The 15,051-nt window shown below is 60.1% G+C and carries 15 protein-coding genes; 9 read left to right on the plus strand and 6 right to left on the minus strand.

The features are described 5' to 3' along the window. The first annotated feature begins 6 nt into the window (after window positions 1–6). Window positions 7–1,689 carry a hypothetical protein gene (locus J2S62_RS00440; protein WP_310170010.1) on the plus strand — a complete coding sequence of 561 codons (1,683 nt, stop codon included), beginning with the start codon at window positions 7–9 and terminating at the stop codon, window positions 1,687–1,689. 165 nt (window positions 1,690–1,854) lie between these two features. Continuing rightward, window positions 1,855–3,189: an HNH endonuclease gene (locus J2S62_RS00445; RefSeq protein WP_310170014.1), complete on the plus strand. Its 1,335-nt coding sequence runs from the start codon at window positions 1,855–1,857 to the stop codon at window positions 3,187–3,189. Between the two features lie 69 nt (window positions 3,190–3,258). Here the strand turns inward: J2S62_RS00445 and J2S62_RS00450 are convergent, their stop codons facing one another. From J2S62_RS00450 to J2S62_RS00460, 3 genes are read right to left on the minus strand one after another with little or no spacing between them, the layout of a single operon-like run. Next, complete coding sequence (locus tag J2S62_RS00450) at window positions 3,259–3,870, minus strand: alkylhydroperoxidase domain protein (RefSeq protein ID WP_310170016.1); 612 nt, start codon at window positions 3,868–3,870, stop codon at window positions 3,259–3,261. After that, window positions 3,867–4,463 carry a CMD domain protein gene (locus J2S62_RS00455; RefSeq protein ID WP_310170018.1) on the minus strand — a complete coding sequence of 199 codons (597 nt, stop codon included), beginning with the start codon at window positions 4,461–4,463 and terminating at the stop codon, window positions 3,867–3,869. The genes J2S62_RS00450 and J2S62_RS00455 overlap by 4 nt, the downstream gene beginning before the upstream one ends. Window positions 4,464–4,465: 2 nt before the next feature. Then, the gene (locus J2S62_RS00460; RefSeq protein WP_310170019.1) at window positions 4,466–5,473 is read right to left on the minus strand and encodes an LLM class flavin-dependent oxidoreductase; all 1,008 of its coding nucleotides are present in this window, start codon (window positions 5,471–5,473) and stop codon (window positions 4,466–4,468) included. A gap of 199 nt (window positions 5,474–5,672) precedes the next feature. Between J2S62_RS00460 and J2S62_RS00465 the strand changes: the two genes are divergently transcribed. The 3 genes from J2S62_RS00465 to J2S62_RS00475 are packed head-to-tail and all read left to right on the plus strand — an operon-like array spanning window position 5,673 to window position 8,683. Continuing rightward, on the plus strand, window positions 5,673–6,647 hold the full coding sequence (locus J2S62_RS00465) for a Bug family tripartite tricarboxylate transporter substrate binding protein (protein ID WP_310170022.1): 975 nt from the start codon (window positions 5,673–5,675) through the stop codon (window positions 6,645–6,647). Between the two features lie 3 nt (window positions 6,648–6,650). Further along, the gene (locus J2S62_RS00470) at window positions 6,651–7,151 is read left to right on the plus strand and encodes a tripartite tricarboxylate transporter TctB family protein (RefSeq protein WP_310170024.1); all 501 of its coding nucleotides are present in this window, start codon (window positions 6,651–6,653) and stop codon (window positions 7,149–7,151) included. Then, the gene (locus J2S62_RS00475) at window positions 7,148–8,683 is read left to right on the plus strand and encodes a tripartite tricarboxylate transporter permease (RefSeq protein ID WP_310170027.1); all 1,536 of its coding nucleotides are present in this window, start codon (window positions 7,148–7,150) and stop codon (window positions 8,681–8,683) included. Before J2S62_RS00470 ends, J2S62_RS00475 begins: the two co-directional genes overlap by 4 nt. A 47-nt stretch (window positions 8,684–8,730) precedes the next feature. Here J2S62_RS00475 and J2S62_RS00480 read toward each other — a convergent pair whose 3' ends face one another. After that, on the minus strand, window positions 8,731–8,976 hold the full coding sequence (locus J2S62_RS00480; RefSeq protein WP_310170031.1) for a hypothetical protein: 246 nt from the start codon (window positions 8,974–8,976) through the stop codon (window positions 8,731–8,733). A gap of 299 nt (window positions 8,977–9,275) precedes the next feature. Here J2S62_RS00480 and J2S62_RS00485 point away from each other — a divergent pair, with 299 nt between their 5' ends. Continuing rightward, window positions 9,276–10,871, plus strand: a complete 1,596-nt coding sequence (locus tag J2S62_RS00485; protein WP_310170032.1) for a GMC family oxidoreductase — start codon at window positions 9,276–9,278, stop codon at window positions 10,869–10,871. 65 nt (window positions 10,872–10,936) lie between these two features. Here the strand turns inward: J2S62_RS00485 and J2S62_RS00490 are convergent, their stop codons facing one another. After that, the gene (locus tag J2S62_RS00490; protein ID WP_310170034.1) at window positions 10,937–12,154 is read right to left on the minus strand and encodes an acyl-CoA dehydrogenase family protein; all 1,218 of its coding nucleotides are present in this window, start codon (window positions 12,152–12,154) and stop codon (window positions 10,937–10,939) included. A gap of 182 nt (window positions 12,155–12,336) precedes the next feature. Here J2S62_RS00490 and J2S62_RS00495 point away from each other — a divergent pair, with 182 nt between their 5' ends. From J2S62_RS00495 to J2S62_RS00505, 3 genes are all read left to right on the plus strand, one after another. Continuing rightward, window positions 12,337–13,515 carry a CaiB/BaiF CoA transferase family protein gene (locus J2S62_RS00495; protein WP_310170037.1) on the plus strand — a complete coding sequence of 393 codons (1,179 nt, stop codon included), beginning with the start codon at window positions 12,337–12,339 and terminating at the stop codon, window positions 13,513–13,515. 141 nt (window positions 13,516–13,656) lie between these two features. Then, entirely contained in the window at window positions 13,657–13,884 is a 228-nt protein-coding gene (locus J2S62_RS00500) for a FitA-like ribbon-helix-helix domain-containing protein (protein ID WP_310170041.1), read from the plus strand. Continuing rightward, window positions 13,881–14,237, plus strand: a complete 357-nt coding sequence (locus J2S62_RS00505; RefSeq protein WP_344986888.1) for a PIN domain-containing protein — start codon at window positions 13,881–13,883, stop codon at window positions 14,235–14,237. Before J2S62_RS00500 ends, J2S62_RS00505 begins: the two co-directional genes overlap by 4 nt. On the opposite strand, the gene J2S62_RS00510 is transcribed toward J2S62_RS00505, so the two are convergent. Then, window positions 14,191–15,039, minus strand: a complete 849-nt coding sequence (locus J2S62_RS00510) for an Ltp family lipoprotein (RefSeq protein WP_310170044.1) — start codon at window positions 15,037–15,039, stop codon at window positions 14,191–14,193. The two genes, J2S62_RS00505 and J2S62_RS00510, sit on opposite strands and share 47 nt — an antisense overlap. Window positions 15,040–15,051: the final 12 nt, after the last annotated feature.

The raw sequence follows: 15,051 nt of genomic DNA on the forward strand, positions 1-15,051 counted from the left end.
GTTCGTATGCGTACCTATCCTCAAACTCCTCACGGTGGGGTGCTGGTAGATCAGGTCGTCCCGGAAGCTACTCGCGCGGCAGAGATTGAACGGGCCAGAACTCTCCCGAGCATTCGGGTGGATCTGGAAGCGATCATCACCATCGAAATGATTACCACCGGCGTGCTGTCTCCTAATCGTGGGTTCATGAATGAGCAGGACTATCTGTCGGTCTTGGAACAGGGACGCCTCTGCGATGGGACGGTCTGGCCGGTCCCGTTGAGCTTCGCGCCGACCGGGACCATGAACCAGGAGGTCATCGCGGGGCTTTCCAACGGAGACCAAGTGGCCTTGGTCGATGATGCCAACGAACCCGTGGCGATTTTAGAGATTGAAGATATTTTTGCTTACGACCGCGAACACCGCGCCGAGCATCTTTTTGGGACCACCGATCGCAAACATCCGGGCGTGGATTCTATCTACCGTCGGATGGGCGATACCGCCCTGGGTGGTACATTGCAGTTGCTCAACCGGGTGGACTGGGGACCATTTGAACGGCTCCGGCTCGAGCCCAAGGACACTTGGAAACTGTTCTACGAAGAGAAACAATTCAACTCGGTGGCCGGGTTCATTACGGGTGCTAACCCGTTGCATCGCGGACATGAGTACATTCACCGCAATGCGTTGGAAGAGATTGACGGGCTGTTCTTACAACCGTTAGTCGAGATGGCAAAGCGAGAGTTCGTCCGGCACGAATACCGGATCCGTGGCTACCAGAACGTGATGGACACCTACTACCCCACGGACCGCTCGATTCTGTCCCCGCTGCGTGTGACCTACATTTTCGCCGGCCCACGCGAGGCCGTACTGCACGCGTTGATCATGAAAAACTACGGGTGCACCCACGCGCTCATTGGCCGTGACCACGCCGGCATCGGCGACTTCTACGATAAATACGCCGGACACAATGTGTTTAGTGACTACGGCGAAGACGAACTCGGGATCGATGTACGGCTCTTCCACGAAGTCTTCTATGACACCCGAGCCGCCACCCACGCCTCCGCCCGAACGGTCGGCAACGACGACATCCGGTATCGACTCAACATCTCAGGTACCGGCATCCGAGAGTTGCTGCGCTACGGGTATATGCCACCCAAGGAAATTGTCCGGCCAGAAAGCGCGCTCGCAGCGATGCAGGGCATTCAACCCAAAGGCATCGGCGAGGATGGCGAGGCCACCATCACGCCGGTGGGCAAAGTCATCAAGAGCATGTTCCCGTTCTATTTGGAATACAAGCGCCTGGGCGGCGAGAAACTCGAGACCCCGCGCAAGGTCGAGGACCTCACGCTCCAAGACCTGGAGACAGCACTGCGTGACGTGCGCGCCAATGCCAACCTGATCTATCAAGACATCTACGACGAATACAGCTCTCATCTGGATCGGTCACCCTCGTTGCAGCCGGTCTGGCGCGAGGAAGCACGCGACGAGCTGCGCTGTGCTCAAGAGAAACTGCTGGGCGAGCTGGAACAGAAACTCCAGACCGCTCCAGAGGTTACCTCGGATGAGTACATGTATCAGGACCGCGCCGAAGTTGAACGAGAGTTGCACGCCGCGAAGCGGCTGCTTGCGGAGCTCCCGGTCAAAGTCAGCGACGAGTCCCGTCAACAGCGATCCTGGAACCCGATGCCGTACGAACGCTACCGTTCTTAGCGCTGGAAGTGGGCGCACAGGCTCGGGCCGGTGAGCTGATGACAGCTCATCGGTTCAGTTTGGGTGCCTCGTGGGGTTTTCCACAGGGCATCGAGATAGCAGGAAGTTGTCCACAAAGTGGCCGTTTTCCCTTATCATGTCCATGTGAATAGGTACCCTTGAGGTATGGAAACGGCAGTTGATTTGGGGCAACGGGTGCAGGAGTTTATCGACTCTCTGGCCTCGGTGCCGGCTGCTGTGTCCGAAGAGGACAATATTGATCGGTTGCAGCATTTAGAGCGCGCCAAGCGCGCCTTGGCGGCCGCCCAAGCGAAGGCGACGCATGCTTTTGTTGAGCAGCGTCAGGAAAATGAGGCTAGGCTGCGGATCACCACCACGGAGCAGCTCAAGGGCATAGAAGCTGAAGTCGGGTTAGCTCGTGGGGAATCCCCGTTCGTGGGGGCCGCGTTGACGCATATGGCCATTGCCCTGGGGACGGTGTTACCGAACACGTATACGGCTTTAGCCGAGGGTCGGGTCAGTGAATATCATGCACGGATCGTGGCCGACCAAACCAACCACCTCTCAGAGGCCCACCGCAAAGACATCGATGCTCTGATTACCCACCGGTTAGGGAAAGCCTCCAGCTCGCAGTTACGCAAACTCATTGAAGGCCACGCCTACCGGCTCGACCGCAAAGCCGCTGACCAGCGAGCGGCTGACAACGCCCGGCGCCGACGCCGAGTGTGCTTAGATCCGGCCGGGGAAGGCATGGTCTCTTTGACTGCCGAGCTGCCTACCCACCAGGGCCTGGCCGTCATGGACGCATTAAAGAAACGCACGAATAAACGCCTAGTCGCGCTACTGCGCCGCACCAGCGATGGCACCGCCGAAGCCGATACCACCCGGATCAGCCGCGATGACCTCATGGCCGATGTGTTTGTGGAAGCCCTCACCGGCCAAACCACCGCCAACAGCGTCACCGCCGAAGTCGTCGTCGTGATGCACGATACCAGCCTGTTGGGTGATGATGACGTGCCGGCCTGGATTCCCGGCCACGGGCCACTGCCGGCGGGCATGGTGAAACGCTGGCTGTCCGACCCGCAGGCGGCAAAGTTTTTCCGGCGGATGTATACCCGCGCCACCGATGGCCAATTGGTGGCCCTTGAATCCAAACGACGCCACTTCCCTGAAGGCCTGAGCAAAATGCTGACCATCCGGGACGACACCTGCGCCACACCCTGGTGCAATAGCCCCATCGAAGATGCCGATCATCGTAAACCCTGGGCTAAGGGTGGGGCTACCAGCTGGGATAATGCCACCGGGTTATGCAAACGCTGCAACCAACGCAAAGAAAACCGGGGCTGGACGTATTCCGGGACCCCAGATCGGTTGATGGTCCCCACCCCGACTGGGCACCAGTACACGGTGCCCACCCGACCACCCATCAGCCAGCTGCGCCATGACACCACCGACCCACCCATGGGACCCATCGACATCGCCTGGCGCACCGCAGCCTAACTCCCACGTGCCCGGCGCCAACAAGACCAGACTGTACGGCTCCGACCTCGCCACGGTGCATGGATACAGTTATCCCTCGCGACGCTGATGCTGTGTGGGTTCGCCTAAGGAGAGCATCAACCGGTTTGCCCAGTTGAAGAAGGCCGCCCCGTTGATCACATCAACGATGTCTGCGTCATCGAGACCAGCTTGGCTCAACGCCTCGATGTGCTCAGCGTCGAATTGGCTGGGTGTTTCGGTGAGTGCCGCAGAGGCTTGTGCGATGGCGGACCACGGTTGACCGAGGTCCGCCTCTACGCCCTCGTCAAGGAGTTTTTGCACGTCGTCTCGGCGACCGGACTCTTTGGTGGCTCGAGCGGTGTGCACGGACGCGCAATAGACGCACCCATTGACGCGGGAGGCCGCTGAGGCGGCGATCTCTCGTTCGGCGCGCGGCAGACCCGTGGTGACGTTATAGAAAATGTCTTGATCCGTGAGCGTGCGGGCTTCCAAGGCGTCCGGGTTGCGAACCAAGAGCCGGAAATACGGGCTCTTGAGCCGGAACTGGCCAATGAGCGCCGCGCGTTGCTCCTCGGTGAGGTCAACCTCTGCTACCGGAGCTAACCAAGGCTCCCACCCGAGGCTGTCTTGAGTAAAGCCTTCGGGGCGCTGTGATTCAGTACGTGCAGGAGTGTCACTCATGATTTGGCTCTTTTCAGGGCGATCAGCCCGTCGACAACGCGTATCTGGAACGACAAAAACGAGATGAGCTGGCTCAACGTGACGATGTCATCGGCACTCCAACCGGCCGCTTCAAGCCGCCGTAAGTGCCCGGGTTCGGCGTCGCGGGGATGCAAGCTCAGCAGATGGGCGTGCTCGAGGGCCGCGGCGAGACGCTCATCGATCACCGCCGGACGGTGCTTGGGTGTGTAGGACACGGTTGGGCCCGGTTCGGATTCGGCCGCCAGCCCGGTTTCCTTGTACTCGCCATACGGACCGGGGCGACGATCCCGTGCTGCCAGCTCGGCAACCGCTGCGGCGAGCTCCGGGCTGATTTCGTCTTCGAGCAGCTCGGTGTAGAACGCGGCGGCCGGAGATTCGCTGGCCTGCAAGCTGACCGTATAGGCCGCAATCGCATAGCGTTCGGCCAAGGGGAAGGTCCCGGGATCGGCGGGTTCAAACAGGACTTCGAAGCTGCGTTGGGCGTTGTCGCGGGCTTGTTGCCGGGTCCGACGGATCTGATCCAGTGCGGAACCGGGCTCAATCTGGGCCAAGGTATCAATGATGTCCGCCATGCCTAGCCCGCCACACTCCAACCCAGTGCCGGGGCAACCTGGGTGCCGAGCAATTCCAGCGAGCGCATGGTCAACTCGTGACCCGGGTCCAGGGAGTGGACCTGGAAGCTGACCTCGGTGGCTGCCGCTGCGGCCTTATCTTCCGCTAGTTGTTCAGCGACCTCATCAACGGTGCCGAAATACGTCCCGGTGTACCGCAACAGCTCGGTGTCGCTGAGATCGGCGGCATTGATGGGCTCGCCATTGGAGCGCAGATTGCGTTCGGCCAAGTGCGCCACGCGAGTGCGCAAGTGCTTCAGCGCGGCAGACCGGTTCTCTTCGTCAATCACCACTGCGGTCCGTGAGGCCAGAATGCGCGGTTCGACGCCGGACGTGAGGTGTTCGCGGTAGGTTTCGATGATCGGCATTTGCAGATCGCCGACGAGTTCACCAACCTCAGCTCCGGGCTGGATCCGCGACAGCATCAGTCCGTCACCGGCCTGGCCGGCCCGGGTGGCGCCATTGGCCGAGAACGTCGCCTGCCAGATGCGCTCCCCGAGGCCTGGCGAGAGCGGTTGCATGACTTTGTCGGTGGACCCCAGGGGTTCACCGGCTAGCGCAGCGCGGAGCACCGGCAGATCCTGGTTGAATCGCTCTCGGGCATTGGTGTTCTCGTATCCCAGGGCTGCCAGATTCTCAGGACTGGCGCCCGGCGCGATGCCAAATTCGAAACGACCGTCGGACAGGATATCGAGCACTGCGGCATCTTCGGCCGTACGCACCGGGTTTTCATGCGGCAGCGTCACCACGGCGGTACCCAACCGGATGCGACTGGTGGCTTGCGCTGCGGCACCAAGAAACGGCCACGGGGTGGGCAATCCGCCCTCATCGGCATCAAAGTGGTGCTGCGCGACCCACGCGGTGGCAAAACCAGCACGCTCGGCCTGCTGGATCTGTTCCAGCGCCCACCGGTACCGTTGGGCAGCCGTCCCCTCATCAAGCAGTCGGGTGAAAAATCCTATGCGTGGCATGCGTCTATCCGCTTTCTGTACTGAAGTGCTGAACGATCGTCGCTCATATCTTTGCCTACCGCAGCGAAACTGGCAAACGACTATTACCTTGAGTTGCAGCGGAAAGCCAGAGCGTGCCTAGGGCGTAATAGCATAGGCTGTTGCTCTATCTGGCGCTACCGCCATCGATACCCGATTTCTTTCACCGGAGGTTTCATCCATGAAGCTGACTTCTGCCCTACGCGGCATCAGCGTGGCAGCCGTACTCGCACTGACTCTCACGGCCTGCGGGGCCGCATCTGAGGGTGATGACGATGCCGCATGGCCGGACGAGAACCTCGAAATGCTCATTGGTTTCGGCGCCGGGGGCACCCCCGACCTGCTGGGCCGAGCCGTCGGCGATCACCTGCAAGAGCGGCACAACGTCAACGTGACCGCGACCAACCGCACCGGTGGAGCCAGCACTATCGCGCTGAATGAAGCGTTGAGCGCACCCGCAGATGGCACCACGCTCGCGCTAGCGACCTCCAACGGCTTGTTGTGGCAACCGCTGGTGGAATCCGGGCTGGAATACGACCAAACCGAGGGCTATGAAGCCCTGGCGAAAGTTGGGGAATCACCCTTTTCGCTCATGGTTGCCGCCGACGGGGACTTTGAGACCATGGACGACTTCATCGACGCCGCCGACGCGGGCGAAGAACTTGCGGTGGCCGTCACCGGTGAAGGCGCCCAGACGGACCTGACCGTTCAACAACTCAATGAACAAAACGACTGGCAGCTGCGCAGTGTGCCATACACCGATGGGGCCGGTGAAGGCATCCTGGCGGTCATGCGCGGGGAAGTCGACGCCCAAGTCAGCACCACCGCCGGAGTCCAAGGACAGATCGATGCCGGCGACGTCAACATTCTGGCCGTCCTCTCGGATGAAAACGAACCCGAGAACCCAGATGTCCCAACCGTCGACGAATTTGGTCTCGACGTACCGATGGGCACTTCGTTCTATGTGGTCACCACCGATGAAATTGATGACCAACTCCGGGACGAGATGATCGCGGCGATGGATGACCTTGCCCTATCTGCCGAATGGACCGACACGCTGCGTGATCTAGGGCTGCCAGAAAGCGCACTGAACCACGAGGACACCCAAGAAGAGATCGCCACCCTCATCGAAGAATACGACACGCTCGAGCCGTAAACCATGTCCACCCAACAGCCGTCCCCAGCCACACCCGAGGAGCCCACCGGCCAGGGCCCCGCAGCCACCGAGCAACGCTCGGCCACCGTACCCTGGCGGGTTGCTGGCCTCATCGGCCTGGTGGTAGCCGCCGTGACAGCCTGGATCACGTGGCAGAACTACCCGTTGGGTACTTTGGACCGGCCAGGCCACGGGCTGTTTCCGTTGCTGGTGGCCGGGCTGATGGCGATCGCCTCGCTGGTGGCGCTGATCGAGGCTCGCGGCGTCACCTTCGGCTATCACCCGATCGCGTGGCGACGATTCGGCATCGGTGCGGCAGTTATCTTAGGTGGCGCTTGTTTGCTACCGGTGCTGGGCTTTATCCCGGTCGCCCTCGTGGGGACCACCGTGTTGGGAATCCTGATTGAAGGAAGCTTCCACTGGAAAATCCCGGTCACGATGACGGCCGTGACCTTCGGCATCTGGGCGCTGTTCGAAATGCTATTAGGGATTAACCTGCCATGAACCCGTGGGAAGGTCTGCTCTACGGGCTCAGCATCGCCCTGACCCCAGAACACCTGCTGGCCGCCCTGGTCGGCGCCCTGCTGGGCACGATCATGGGACTCATCCCGGGGGTTGGTCCCGTCTCGGGGGCGGCCATCCTGCTGCCTCTGACCTATGTTTTCGATCCGCTGACCGGCATGATCGTGATCGCCGGGATGTTCTACGGGATCATGTACGGCGGGTCTACGACCTCCATTCTGCTCAACATCCCCGGAGACGCGCCCTCGGTGGTCTCGGCATTTGAGGGATACCCGTTAGCACGGTCTGGCAGAGCCGGCCCGGCACTGGGGATCACCGCGATTGCCTCATTTATCGGCGGCACCGGCAGCGTCATTGTGCTGAGCATGGTGGCCGCACCGGTGGCCGAAGTGGCGGTGCTGTTTGGGTCGGCGGAATACTTTGCCCTCACGCTCGGCGGGTTAATCATTCTGGCGCGCATCATGGGCGGGTCCATCACCGCAGGCTTACTGCCCCTGGCCTTTGGTTTGCTGCTTGGCGTGCTGGGCGAAGATGCCATTAGCGGCGACGCACGGTTTACCTTCGGTGTGCGGGAAGCCTCCCAAGGGGTGAGCATCGTGGCGCTGGCCGTTGGCATGTTCGGGCTGACCGAAATTTTGCGGTTGATCATCCAAAAACAATCCACCCCGTACGTCGGTTCGCTGCGCTGGCGACAACTCATCCCGACCAAAACCGACATGAAAAACTCGGCCGGCAGCTGGTTCCGCGGAAGCGGTATCGGATTCGGCCTCGGCCTGCTCCCGGGCCCCAGCATTTCGCTCTCAACCCTGCTGAGCTATCGACTCGAATCGATGGTCGGACGCGACCGCAAAAACTTCGGCAAAGGCGCGGTCTCTGGCCTGGCCGGACCGGAATCGGCGAATAATGCGGCAGCAACCTCGTCGATGATCCCGCTCCTCGCACTGGGGCTGCCGTTTTCGGCGACCTTGGCGGTCATGTTGGTGGCCATGCAGGTACACGGCATCCAACCCGGACCACAACTGGTGACCACCAACCCGGACCTGTTTTGGGGACTCATCGCCTCGCTGCTGATCGGCAACGTGATGTTGTTACTCCTCAACGTCAATCTCATCCGCGTGTGGGTGGCGGTGCTGCGCGTGCCCAACTGGATCCTGCTGCCCGCCGTGGTCGCGATCTGCTGGGCCGGCGTCTACACCTACCGGTTGAGCTGGTTCGATCTCGTGGTCGCAGCAGCACTGGCCGTCATCGGGTTTTTCATGCTGCGCTACAACTTCCAACTCGTCCCGGTCCTGCTGGGGACGCTCATCGGACCGCTGGTCGAACGCCACTTCCGACAGGGACTGACCGCCGCCAATGGCGACCTGACCTATTTCATTAGCCAACCCATTGCCGCGGTCATTTGGATCGCCGTGCTGTTGATTGTCGTCGGTTTGCCGCTGTTGCGGTGGTGGTTGGGACGACGCAGCCGAGCCAACCCGGACCCCACCGCCTCGCAGCAGCACCCTTCGGTCTAGAGCTGACAATCTTCCCGTTTGAATACAGATCCAGCATAGTGACGAAGTTAGTCGCGGCCTAAGCGCTGGTAAGCGGCCTGTCGTCTCGTCTCGAGAGCAGCGCCAATGATGGTCCAGGAATCTCCGGCAGCACGTGCTTGCTTTATTGCTGCACGTAGGTCGGCTTCGGCTTGCTCGAGTTTAGCTCGAGCAGCACGGATGTTGCGAAAGTGTGTTGCGTCTCGAGCGGGGTTGACTGTTGGGTCCAGGTCTTTGAGACCGGTAGCGTTGTTGGCGTCTAAGTGAGTGCTCATCGTTATCACCGTAGATAGTCGTAGAACTTTGGGCGTCATGCAGAACATCTGCTGAGCTGTTCCGTGTTTCAGCGCGAACCGTAGAACCGCTGTGTTGTAAACATAACTTTTACACTGCGCCGGGCCAAGGGCGGACGAGGCGAAGAGGTCTGCTATGTGGCTCCTGAACTACGCTTTTGTCTTGAAATTTGCACGCCCCTATTGACATACCCCGGGCATCCGAGCAGGCTCGAAGTATGTGACACTCATCACATACACGCTTGTGAGAGTCATAAGCGGTGCGAACCTGGAGGGCCAGGATGAATACCGATATTTTTGACTACATTATTGTCGGCGCTGGAGCGGGTGGGGCAACCCTCGCTTATGAGCTGAGTCGCCGCACCAATAAGACCATTCTAGTTTTAGAATCGGGTGGTCCCGATCTGGACCCGATGATTCATATTCCGAAGGGCTTCTTCTTTCTTTACGGCGGCAAGAAGCACTCGTTTTACTACGAAACAAAACCCGTCCCGCAGTCGGGAGAGCCTGACATATGGCAGCGCGGCCGCGTCGACGGGGGCTCAACCTCGATCAACGGCATGCAGTATGATCGCGCCGGCGGACACTATTGGAATTCTGTGGCTCAAAAGGCTGATGAACGATGGAGTTGGCGGCATATGTTGGATACGTTCCGCTCCATCGAAGATCATGAGCTCGGCGAGTCTTCTGCTCGAGGTGCAGGCGGCCCACTATCTGTCCATGTCACTCGCGATCCTGAACCTCTCAATGACGCGGTAGTGGAAGCTGCTCAAGCTTGGGGACTGCCCTGGACCGAGGACTTGAATTCCCATGACGGAGAGCGCATCGGTTACATCCCCAACACGACGAAGAATGGTCGGCGGCATAATACGGCTCGCGCCTTTTTATCACTGGCGAAGAAGAAACGTACTGTAACCCATGTCAACCACGCCCACGCCGCACAGGTGCATTTTGATGGCAGGCGCGCCATCGGGGCCGAAACGATCGTGAAGGGACAGCGCCGCATGTTCCGGGCACGTCGCGAAATTATTTTGTGTGCTGGCCCGTTGGAATCCCCGTTACTCTTGGAGCGTTCCGGCGTTGGCCAGCCCGAGGTGCTGCGCCAGCTGGGCGTCAGTCAGGTGGCGGAGAGCCCACATGTAGGGGAACATGCGGTAGAACAGCGCATGTTCGCATATCAGTGGCGCATCAAAGAGCAGATGGGTTATAACCAGAAACTGTCCACTAAATTTAGCCAGTTGGTTGCTGGGGCCGCCTGGCTCACCACACGGGGTGGCATCATCAGTACTGGCGGCTACGATCTAGCTGCGTTTGCTAAGTCGGCTCAGCACCTGGAGGTGCCAGATTTATTCTTGATGTTCACGCCTCACATGTTGGACTTAGCGGCAACTAGCATGGCTGTAGCCCCCGAACCGGGATTCAGCGGTGCAGGGTATCTGGTTACTCCTACCACCGAGAGTTCAATTCATGCGACAAGCCAGGACCCATTCGCCCCACCGGTCATTGATGCTCACTATCTCGAAGATGAGGCGGAGTGCGAGGCGCAATATCGTGGCTTACAGATTGTCCGAGAGATTGTAGCCCAACATCCGCTGGCGGATCTGGTGACCGAAGAACAAGCCCCGGGTCCTAACGTGAACTCCCGTGAGGAGGCTATTGGTCACTCGTGGGCCAGCGGGCACGCCTTACATGCGTGCGGGACAGTTCGGATGGGTTCCGCCGATGATGCCCCCTTGGATGCAGATCTGCGTGTTCGAGGCGTTGAGGGTCTGCGGGTCGCTGACGCTTCGGTGCTCCCACGTCAGCCTGGGAACACCATGGCTCCCAGCATTGGGGTTGGTGCCCGCGCTGCTGCGCTCATCGCAGACCAAGAATAAGCTGCCTTGAACGCAAGCCTCGAGGTTGACCGAACGTCGTCGACCCCGAGGCGTGCTGTAAAGGTTTAGCTGAATGCGGCCTCACCGGTTAGCTTCTGGCCCACGATCAAGGTGTGGACCTCGTCGGTGCCCTCATAGGTCCGGACCGATTCGAGGTTATTGGCGTGCCGCAGTGGCGAGTAGGCAGCGGTGATGCCGTTGCCGCCGAGGATCGTGCGGCACTCGCGGGCAATCTCAATCGCCACGCGCACGTTATCGAGTTTGGCCATCGAAATCTGGTGCAGGTCCATGGTGCCGGCATCGTTGGCGCGTCCCAACTGCAAGGCCATGAGTTGACCCTTATTCAGCGCGATAGTCATATCGGCCAGTTTCTTCTGGGTCAGCTGGTAGGCGGTCAGGGGCTTGCCAAACTGCATACGAGTTGAGGCGTAATCGAGCGCGGTTTCAATTGAGTCGCGGGCTGCACCGAGGGCACCCCAGGCGATCCCGTAGCGGGCTTCATTCAGGCACGAGAACGGTCCGCGCAAGCCTGGGTTGTGCGGCAGAATCGCATCGGCGGGCAGCTTGGCGTCTTCCAGGTAAATATCGCACTGCAGTGAGGCGCGCATCGACAGTTTCTGTTCGATGGCTTCAGCACGGTATCCAACGGTATCGGTCGGGACGATGAATCCGCGAACGACCATTTCATCGTCGGCGCGAGTATCGCCTTCGGGGTGCACGCCGGCGGCTTTGGCGTCGGCAACTGACGCTTTGGCCCAGATGATGGCCACATTCGCTACGGTGGCTAGTCCGATCCAGCGCTTGGCGCCGTTGAGCACCCATTCACCGTCGACAAACTTTGCGTGGGTAGTCATCGACGACGGGTCGGATCCGGCGGTTGGTTCGGTCAGACCGAAACACCCAATGATCTCACCGGCTGCCATCTTGGGCAACCAGGTTTGTTTCTGTTCCTCCGAGCCATTCTTTGCGATAGCGGTCATCGCCAGGGAGCCTTGAACGGAGATGACGGTGCGCAGTCCGGAGTCGCCGGCTTCCATCTCGTGCATCGCGATGCCGTATTCGACCGCGCTGCGGCCGCCACAGCCGTAGCCTTCGATGTGCATGCCGAATAGGCCCAGCTCGGCCATCTCGGGGATGAGCTCCATTGGCAGGTGTGCTTCGTCGTACCACTTGGCAATATTGGGCCGAACGCGGCGGTCAACGAACTCGGCGACTCTGTCGCGGACTGCGAGTTCCTCATCGGTGAGCATCGAGGCGATATTGAACAGATCTGTTTTCGACATGCGTACTCCAAGCGTCTGGTCAGCATTCTGACCCTGTGTGGCTACTGTGATGTCATTCACGGTAGCTAACCCCGCGGGACCCGAGCAACATCGGCACCTATCATTACGGAGATCGATTCGGATCGATGTTGTTACGGCATCGATCTTGCAGAGCCAGGGGTCGTGGCCCCACGATGATGACCATGACTACTTCTCTTGGTTCTTCTTCCAGCGGCGTCTTAGATGGCATTGTGGTCGCCGATTTCTCGCGCGTCTTAGCGGGCCCCTATGCGACCATGCTGCTCGCTGACATGGGTGCCACCGTCATTAAGGTGGAATCTCCCGGGGGAGATGACACCCGCGCCTGGCAGCCGCCGGTGCGCGACGATCAGGCCACCTATTTTCTTTCGGTGAATCGCAATAAACACGCCATCGCGTTAGATCTCAAAGATGAGGACGATCTCGCCACGGCGCATCAACTTTTAGCCAAGGCCGATGTCTTCATAGAGAACTGGAAGCCCGGCGGTTTGGCGAAGTTTGGGATGGACCCTGACTCGGTTGCCGAACGGTACCCACAACTGGTGCACGCTTCGATCACCGGCTTCGGCACGGCCGGTGGCGCGCACCTGCCCGGTTACGACCTGCTAGCGCAAGCGGCCTCGGGACTGATGGACATCACCGGAGAACCCGAATCGCACGGTCAAAAAGCCGGGGTCGCGATCTTCGATGTCGTGACCGGGTTGCATGCCACGGTCGGTATCCTGGGCGCGCTGCAGGAGCGCCAGCGCAGCGGGAAAGGCCAGCACGTGGCCGTGAATCTCATGTCTTCGGCACTGTCCGGGTTGGTCAACCAGACCTCGGCATTTGTTGCCGGGGGAGTGGTACCGACCCGGATGGGCAATGACCACCCGTCGCTGGCGCCCTATGGCCCGTTTGCTGCAGCCGACCAGCCGCTGATTATTGCCGTCGGCAATGACAACCAGTTCCGTCGACTCGCCACCGCCCTGGGCGTGCCCGAACTGGCCGACGACGAGCGCTTTGCGACCAACCCTGGTCGCAACGCCCACCGTGAGCTGCTGCGGGCCGAACTCGAGACCCACCTCCAGGCGAAATCCGCCTCGGCGTGGGTCGAAGAGCTGCGAGCAGCACACATCCCGTGTTCCGAAGTGTTCACGATCGCCCAAGGCGTCGAGTTTGCCGACGAGATCGGGTTGGAACCGGTCCAGCCTGCCGGGGAAGAAGCAATTCCGACCGTCAAGCACCCCATCGACTACTCGCGCAGTGGGGTCAGTTATGCCAAAGCACCACCGAAACTCAACGCCGACGCCGAGGCAATTCGCGCATGGTTGCACGACACTGCGGCACACACCGGCAGGAGATGACCCTAAGCCCCGCTTGGTCTGCGTAGTTGCCGGAACTTTCCGGGCAGCTGCGTGCTCGAGAGCGTCAAACCTCTGACATTTCCTAGTGGAAGGCACGCGCGCAGGAGTACTATTTTGGGTGATAGCGAGTGAGGTGTGTTTATGGCATCGATTATTGTTTGTGGGCTTGATGAGTCTGTAAAGCGTCGACTAGCGGCACAGGCTAAAGAACACGGCAGGTCGATGGAAGCGGAAGTGCGGGACATCCTGACCCGCGCCGCAACACGCCCGCATATAGGTCTGGCGCAGGCCGCCCGTGAAGTTGGCGGTGTGGATGAACTGCAGCTTCCCGAACGAACCGATCCAGCTCGAAGTGTAGATTTCGGATGATTGCCCTTGATACGAATGTAATTTCGGAGATGTTCCGTCCGCGTCCTGACCCGCAAGTCATGTCATGGCTTGAATTGCTCACTGATGATGTTGCTATCACGACCATCACGCTGGCTGAGTTATTGGCCGGAGTCCAGCGTTTACCGGAAGGGAAACGAAAGGCGCAGTTAGAAAATGCAATCGATACGGGGATTGCGCCGTATCGACATACCGAGTCCCTACTCACCTTCGACGCTCGGAACACGAAAGATTTCACCGCGACGGGCATCGAAGCGTCAATCCATGGGCCGCGGAAAATACCGGAATCTAGAGGCCGGCCTGATCGACCCCGTATCGTGCTTGTGACTCGGTGAACCCTTCGAAGATCAGCTGGTCGATGAGTCCGCTGCGCGAAAAGCTCGAGTACTCGAGATACGTCTCTGCCGAGGCGGCGGCTTGCTCGTTCCAGTCCACCGTGATGCTATCGACGGCAGCGACCGCATGGTCATTCGAAAAGCCCTCAAACTCAAGCTGGTCGATCAGTCCAGAGCGTGAAAACGCCATGTAGTCTATATAGGTTTCCGCCGACTCTATGGCCTGTTCGCCCCAGTCCACGTCGACGTTCTCGACCGCCCAGGTGGCATCGGCAGTCGAGTAGCCTTCGAACTCTAACTGGTCGATCAGACCCGACTTGGAGAACGCGGTGTAGCGAAGGTAGCTTCGCGCCGAGTCCAGCGCGTTTTGCTGGCTGGCCGTCCCGGCTTCTTCGTCCTCGGTTGGCTCAGGGGTTGGTTCCTCAGTCGTGGGTTCCGGGCTCGGTTCTGGTTCGGTGGGCGTCTCTGTCGGTGTTGGTGTCGGGCTCGGGCTCGGTGTCGCCGTTTCAGTGGCCGTGGGTGAAGGTGTGGTCTCGGGCGAAGGAGGTGCGATCGTGGCGCGCGGGGTGGGGGCCTCGTCCGGAATAATCTCGTCAAGAAGGATGAACCCGGCGATGGTGACCAGAATCGAAGCCAACGCACCCAGTGCGCCGGTGATAATGCCGGCCCAACTCATCCCGCGGGACTGGTTTTTGCGCAGCGCAACTATGCCTAACACGATGGCTGCGGCCCCAATGAGTACGCTCAAGACCGGTATGAAACCGAACACGAGAGCGACGATCCCGGTGACCAAAGCGGCCACTGCGAATCCCCT

The sequence above is a fragment of the Enteractinococcus fodinae genome (assembly GCF_031458395.1).
GTDB classification, from domain to species: domain Bacteria; phylum Actinomycetota; class Actinomycetes; order Actinomycetales; family Micrococcaceae; genus Yaniella; species Yaniella fodinae.

What these genes read in the sequence shown, in the direction of transcription:
- J2S62_RS00440 (WP_310170010.1), top strand. Translation starts at nt 7, where the DNA reads ATGCGTACCTATCCTCAAACTCCTCACGGTGGGGTGCTGGTAGATCAG.
- J2S62_RS00445 (WP_310170014.1), top strand. Translation starts at nt 1,855, where the DNA reads ATGGAAACGGCAGTTGATTTGGGGCAACGGGTGCAGGAGTTTATCGAC.
- J2S62_RS00450 (WP_310170016.1), bottom strand. Translation starts at nt 3,870, where the DNA reads ATGAGTGACACTCCTGCACGTACTGAATCACAGCGCCCCGAAGGCTTT.
- J2S62_RS00455 (WP_310170018.1), bottom strand. Translation starts at nt 4,463, where the DNA reads ATGGCGGACATCATTGATACCTTGGCCCAGATTGAGCCCGGTTCCGCA.
- J2S62_RS00460 (WP_310170019.1), bottom strand. Translation starts at nt 5,473, where the DNA reads ATGCCACGCATAGGATTTTTCACCCGACTGCTTGATGAGGGGACGGCT.
- J2S62_RS00465 (WP_310170022.1), top strand. Translation starts at nt 5,673, where the DNA reads ATGAAGCTGACTTCTGCCCTACGCGGCATCAGCGTGGCAGCCGTACTC.
- J2S62_RS00470 (WP_310170024.1), top strand. Translation starts at nt 6,651, where the DNA reads ATGTCCACCCAACAGCCGTCCCCAGCCACACCCGAGGAGCCCACCGGC.
- J2S62_RS00475 (WP_310170027.1), top strand. Translation starts at nt 7,148, where the DNA reads ATGAACCCGTGGGAAGGTCTGCTCTACGGGCTCAGCATCGCCCTGACC.
- J2S62_RS00480 (WP_310170031.1), bottom strand. Translation starts at nt 8,976, where the DNA reads ATGAGCACTCACTTAGACGCCAACAACGCTACCGGTCTCAAAGACCTG.
- J2S62_RS00485 (WP_310170032.1), top strand. Translation starts at nt 9,276, where the DNA reads ATGAATACCGATATTTTTGACTACATTATTGTCGGCGCTGGAGCGGGT.
- J2S62_RS00490 (WP_310170034.1), bottom strand. Translation starts at nt 12,154, where the DNA reads ATGTCGAAAACAGATCTGTTCAATATCGCCTCGATGCTCACCGATGAG.
- J2S62_RS00495 (WP_310170037.1), top strand. Translation starts at nt 12,337, where the DNA reads ATGACTACTTCTCTTGGTTCTTCTTCCAGCGGCGTCTTAGATGGCATT.
- J2S62_RS00500 (WP_310170041.1), top strand. Translation starts at nt 13,657, where the DNA reads ATGGCATCGATTATTGTTTGTGGGCTTGATGAGTCTGTAAAGCGTCGA.
- J2S62_RS00505 (WP_344986888.1), top strand. Translation starts at nt 13,881, where the DNA reads ATGATTGCCCTTGATACGAATGTAATTTCGGAGATGTTCCGTCCGCGT.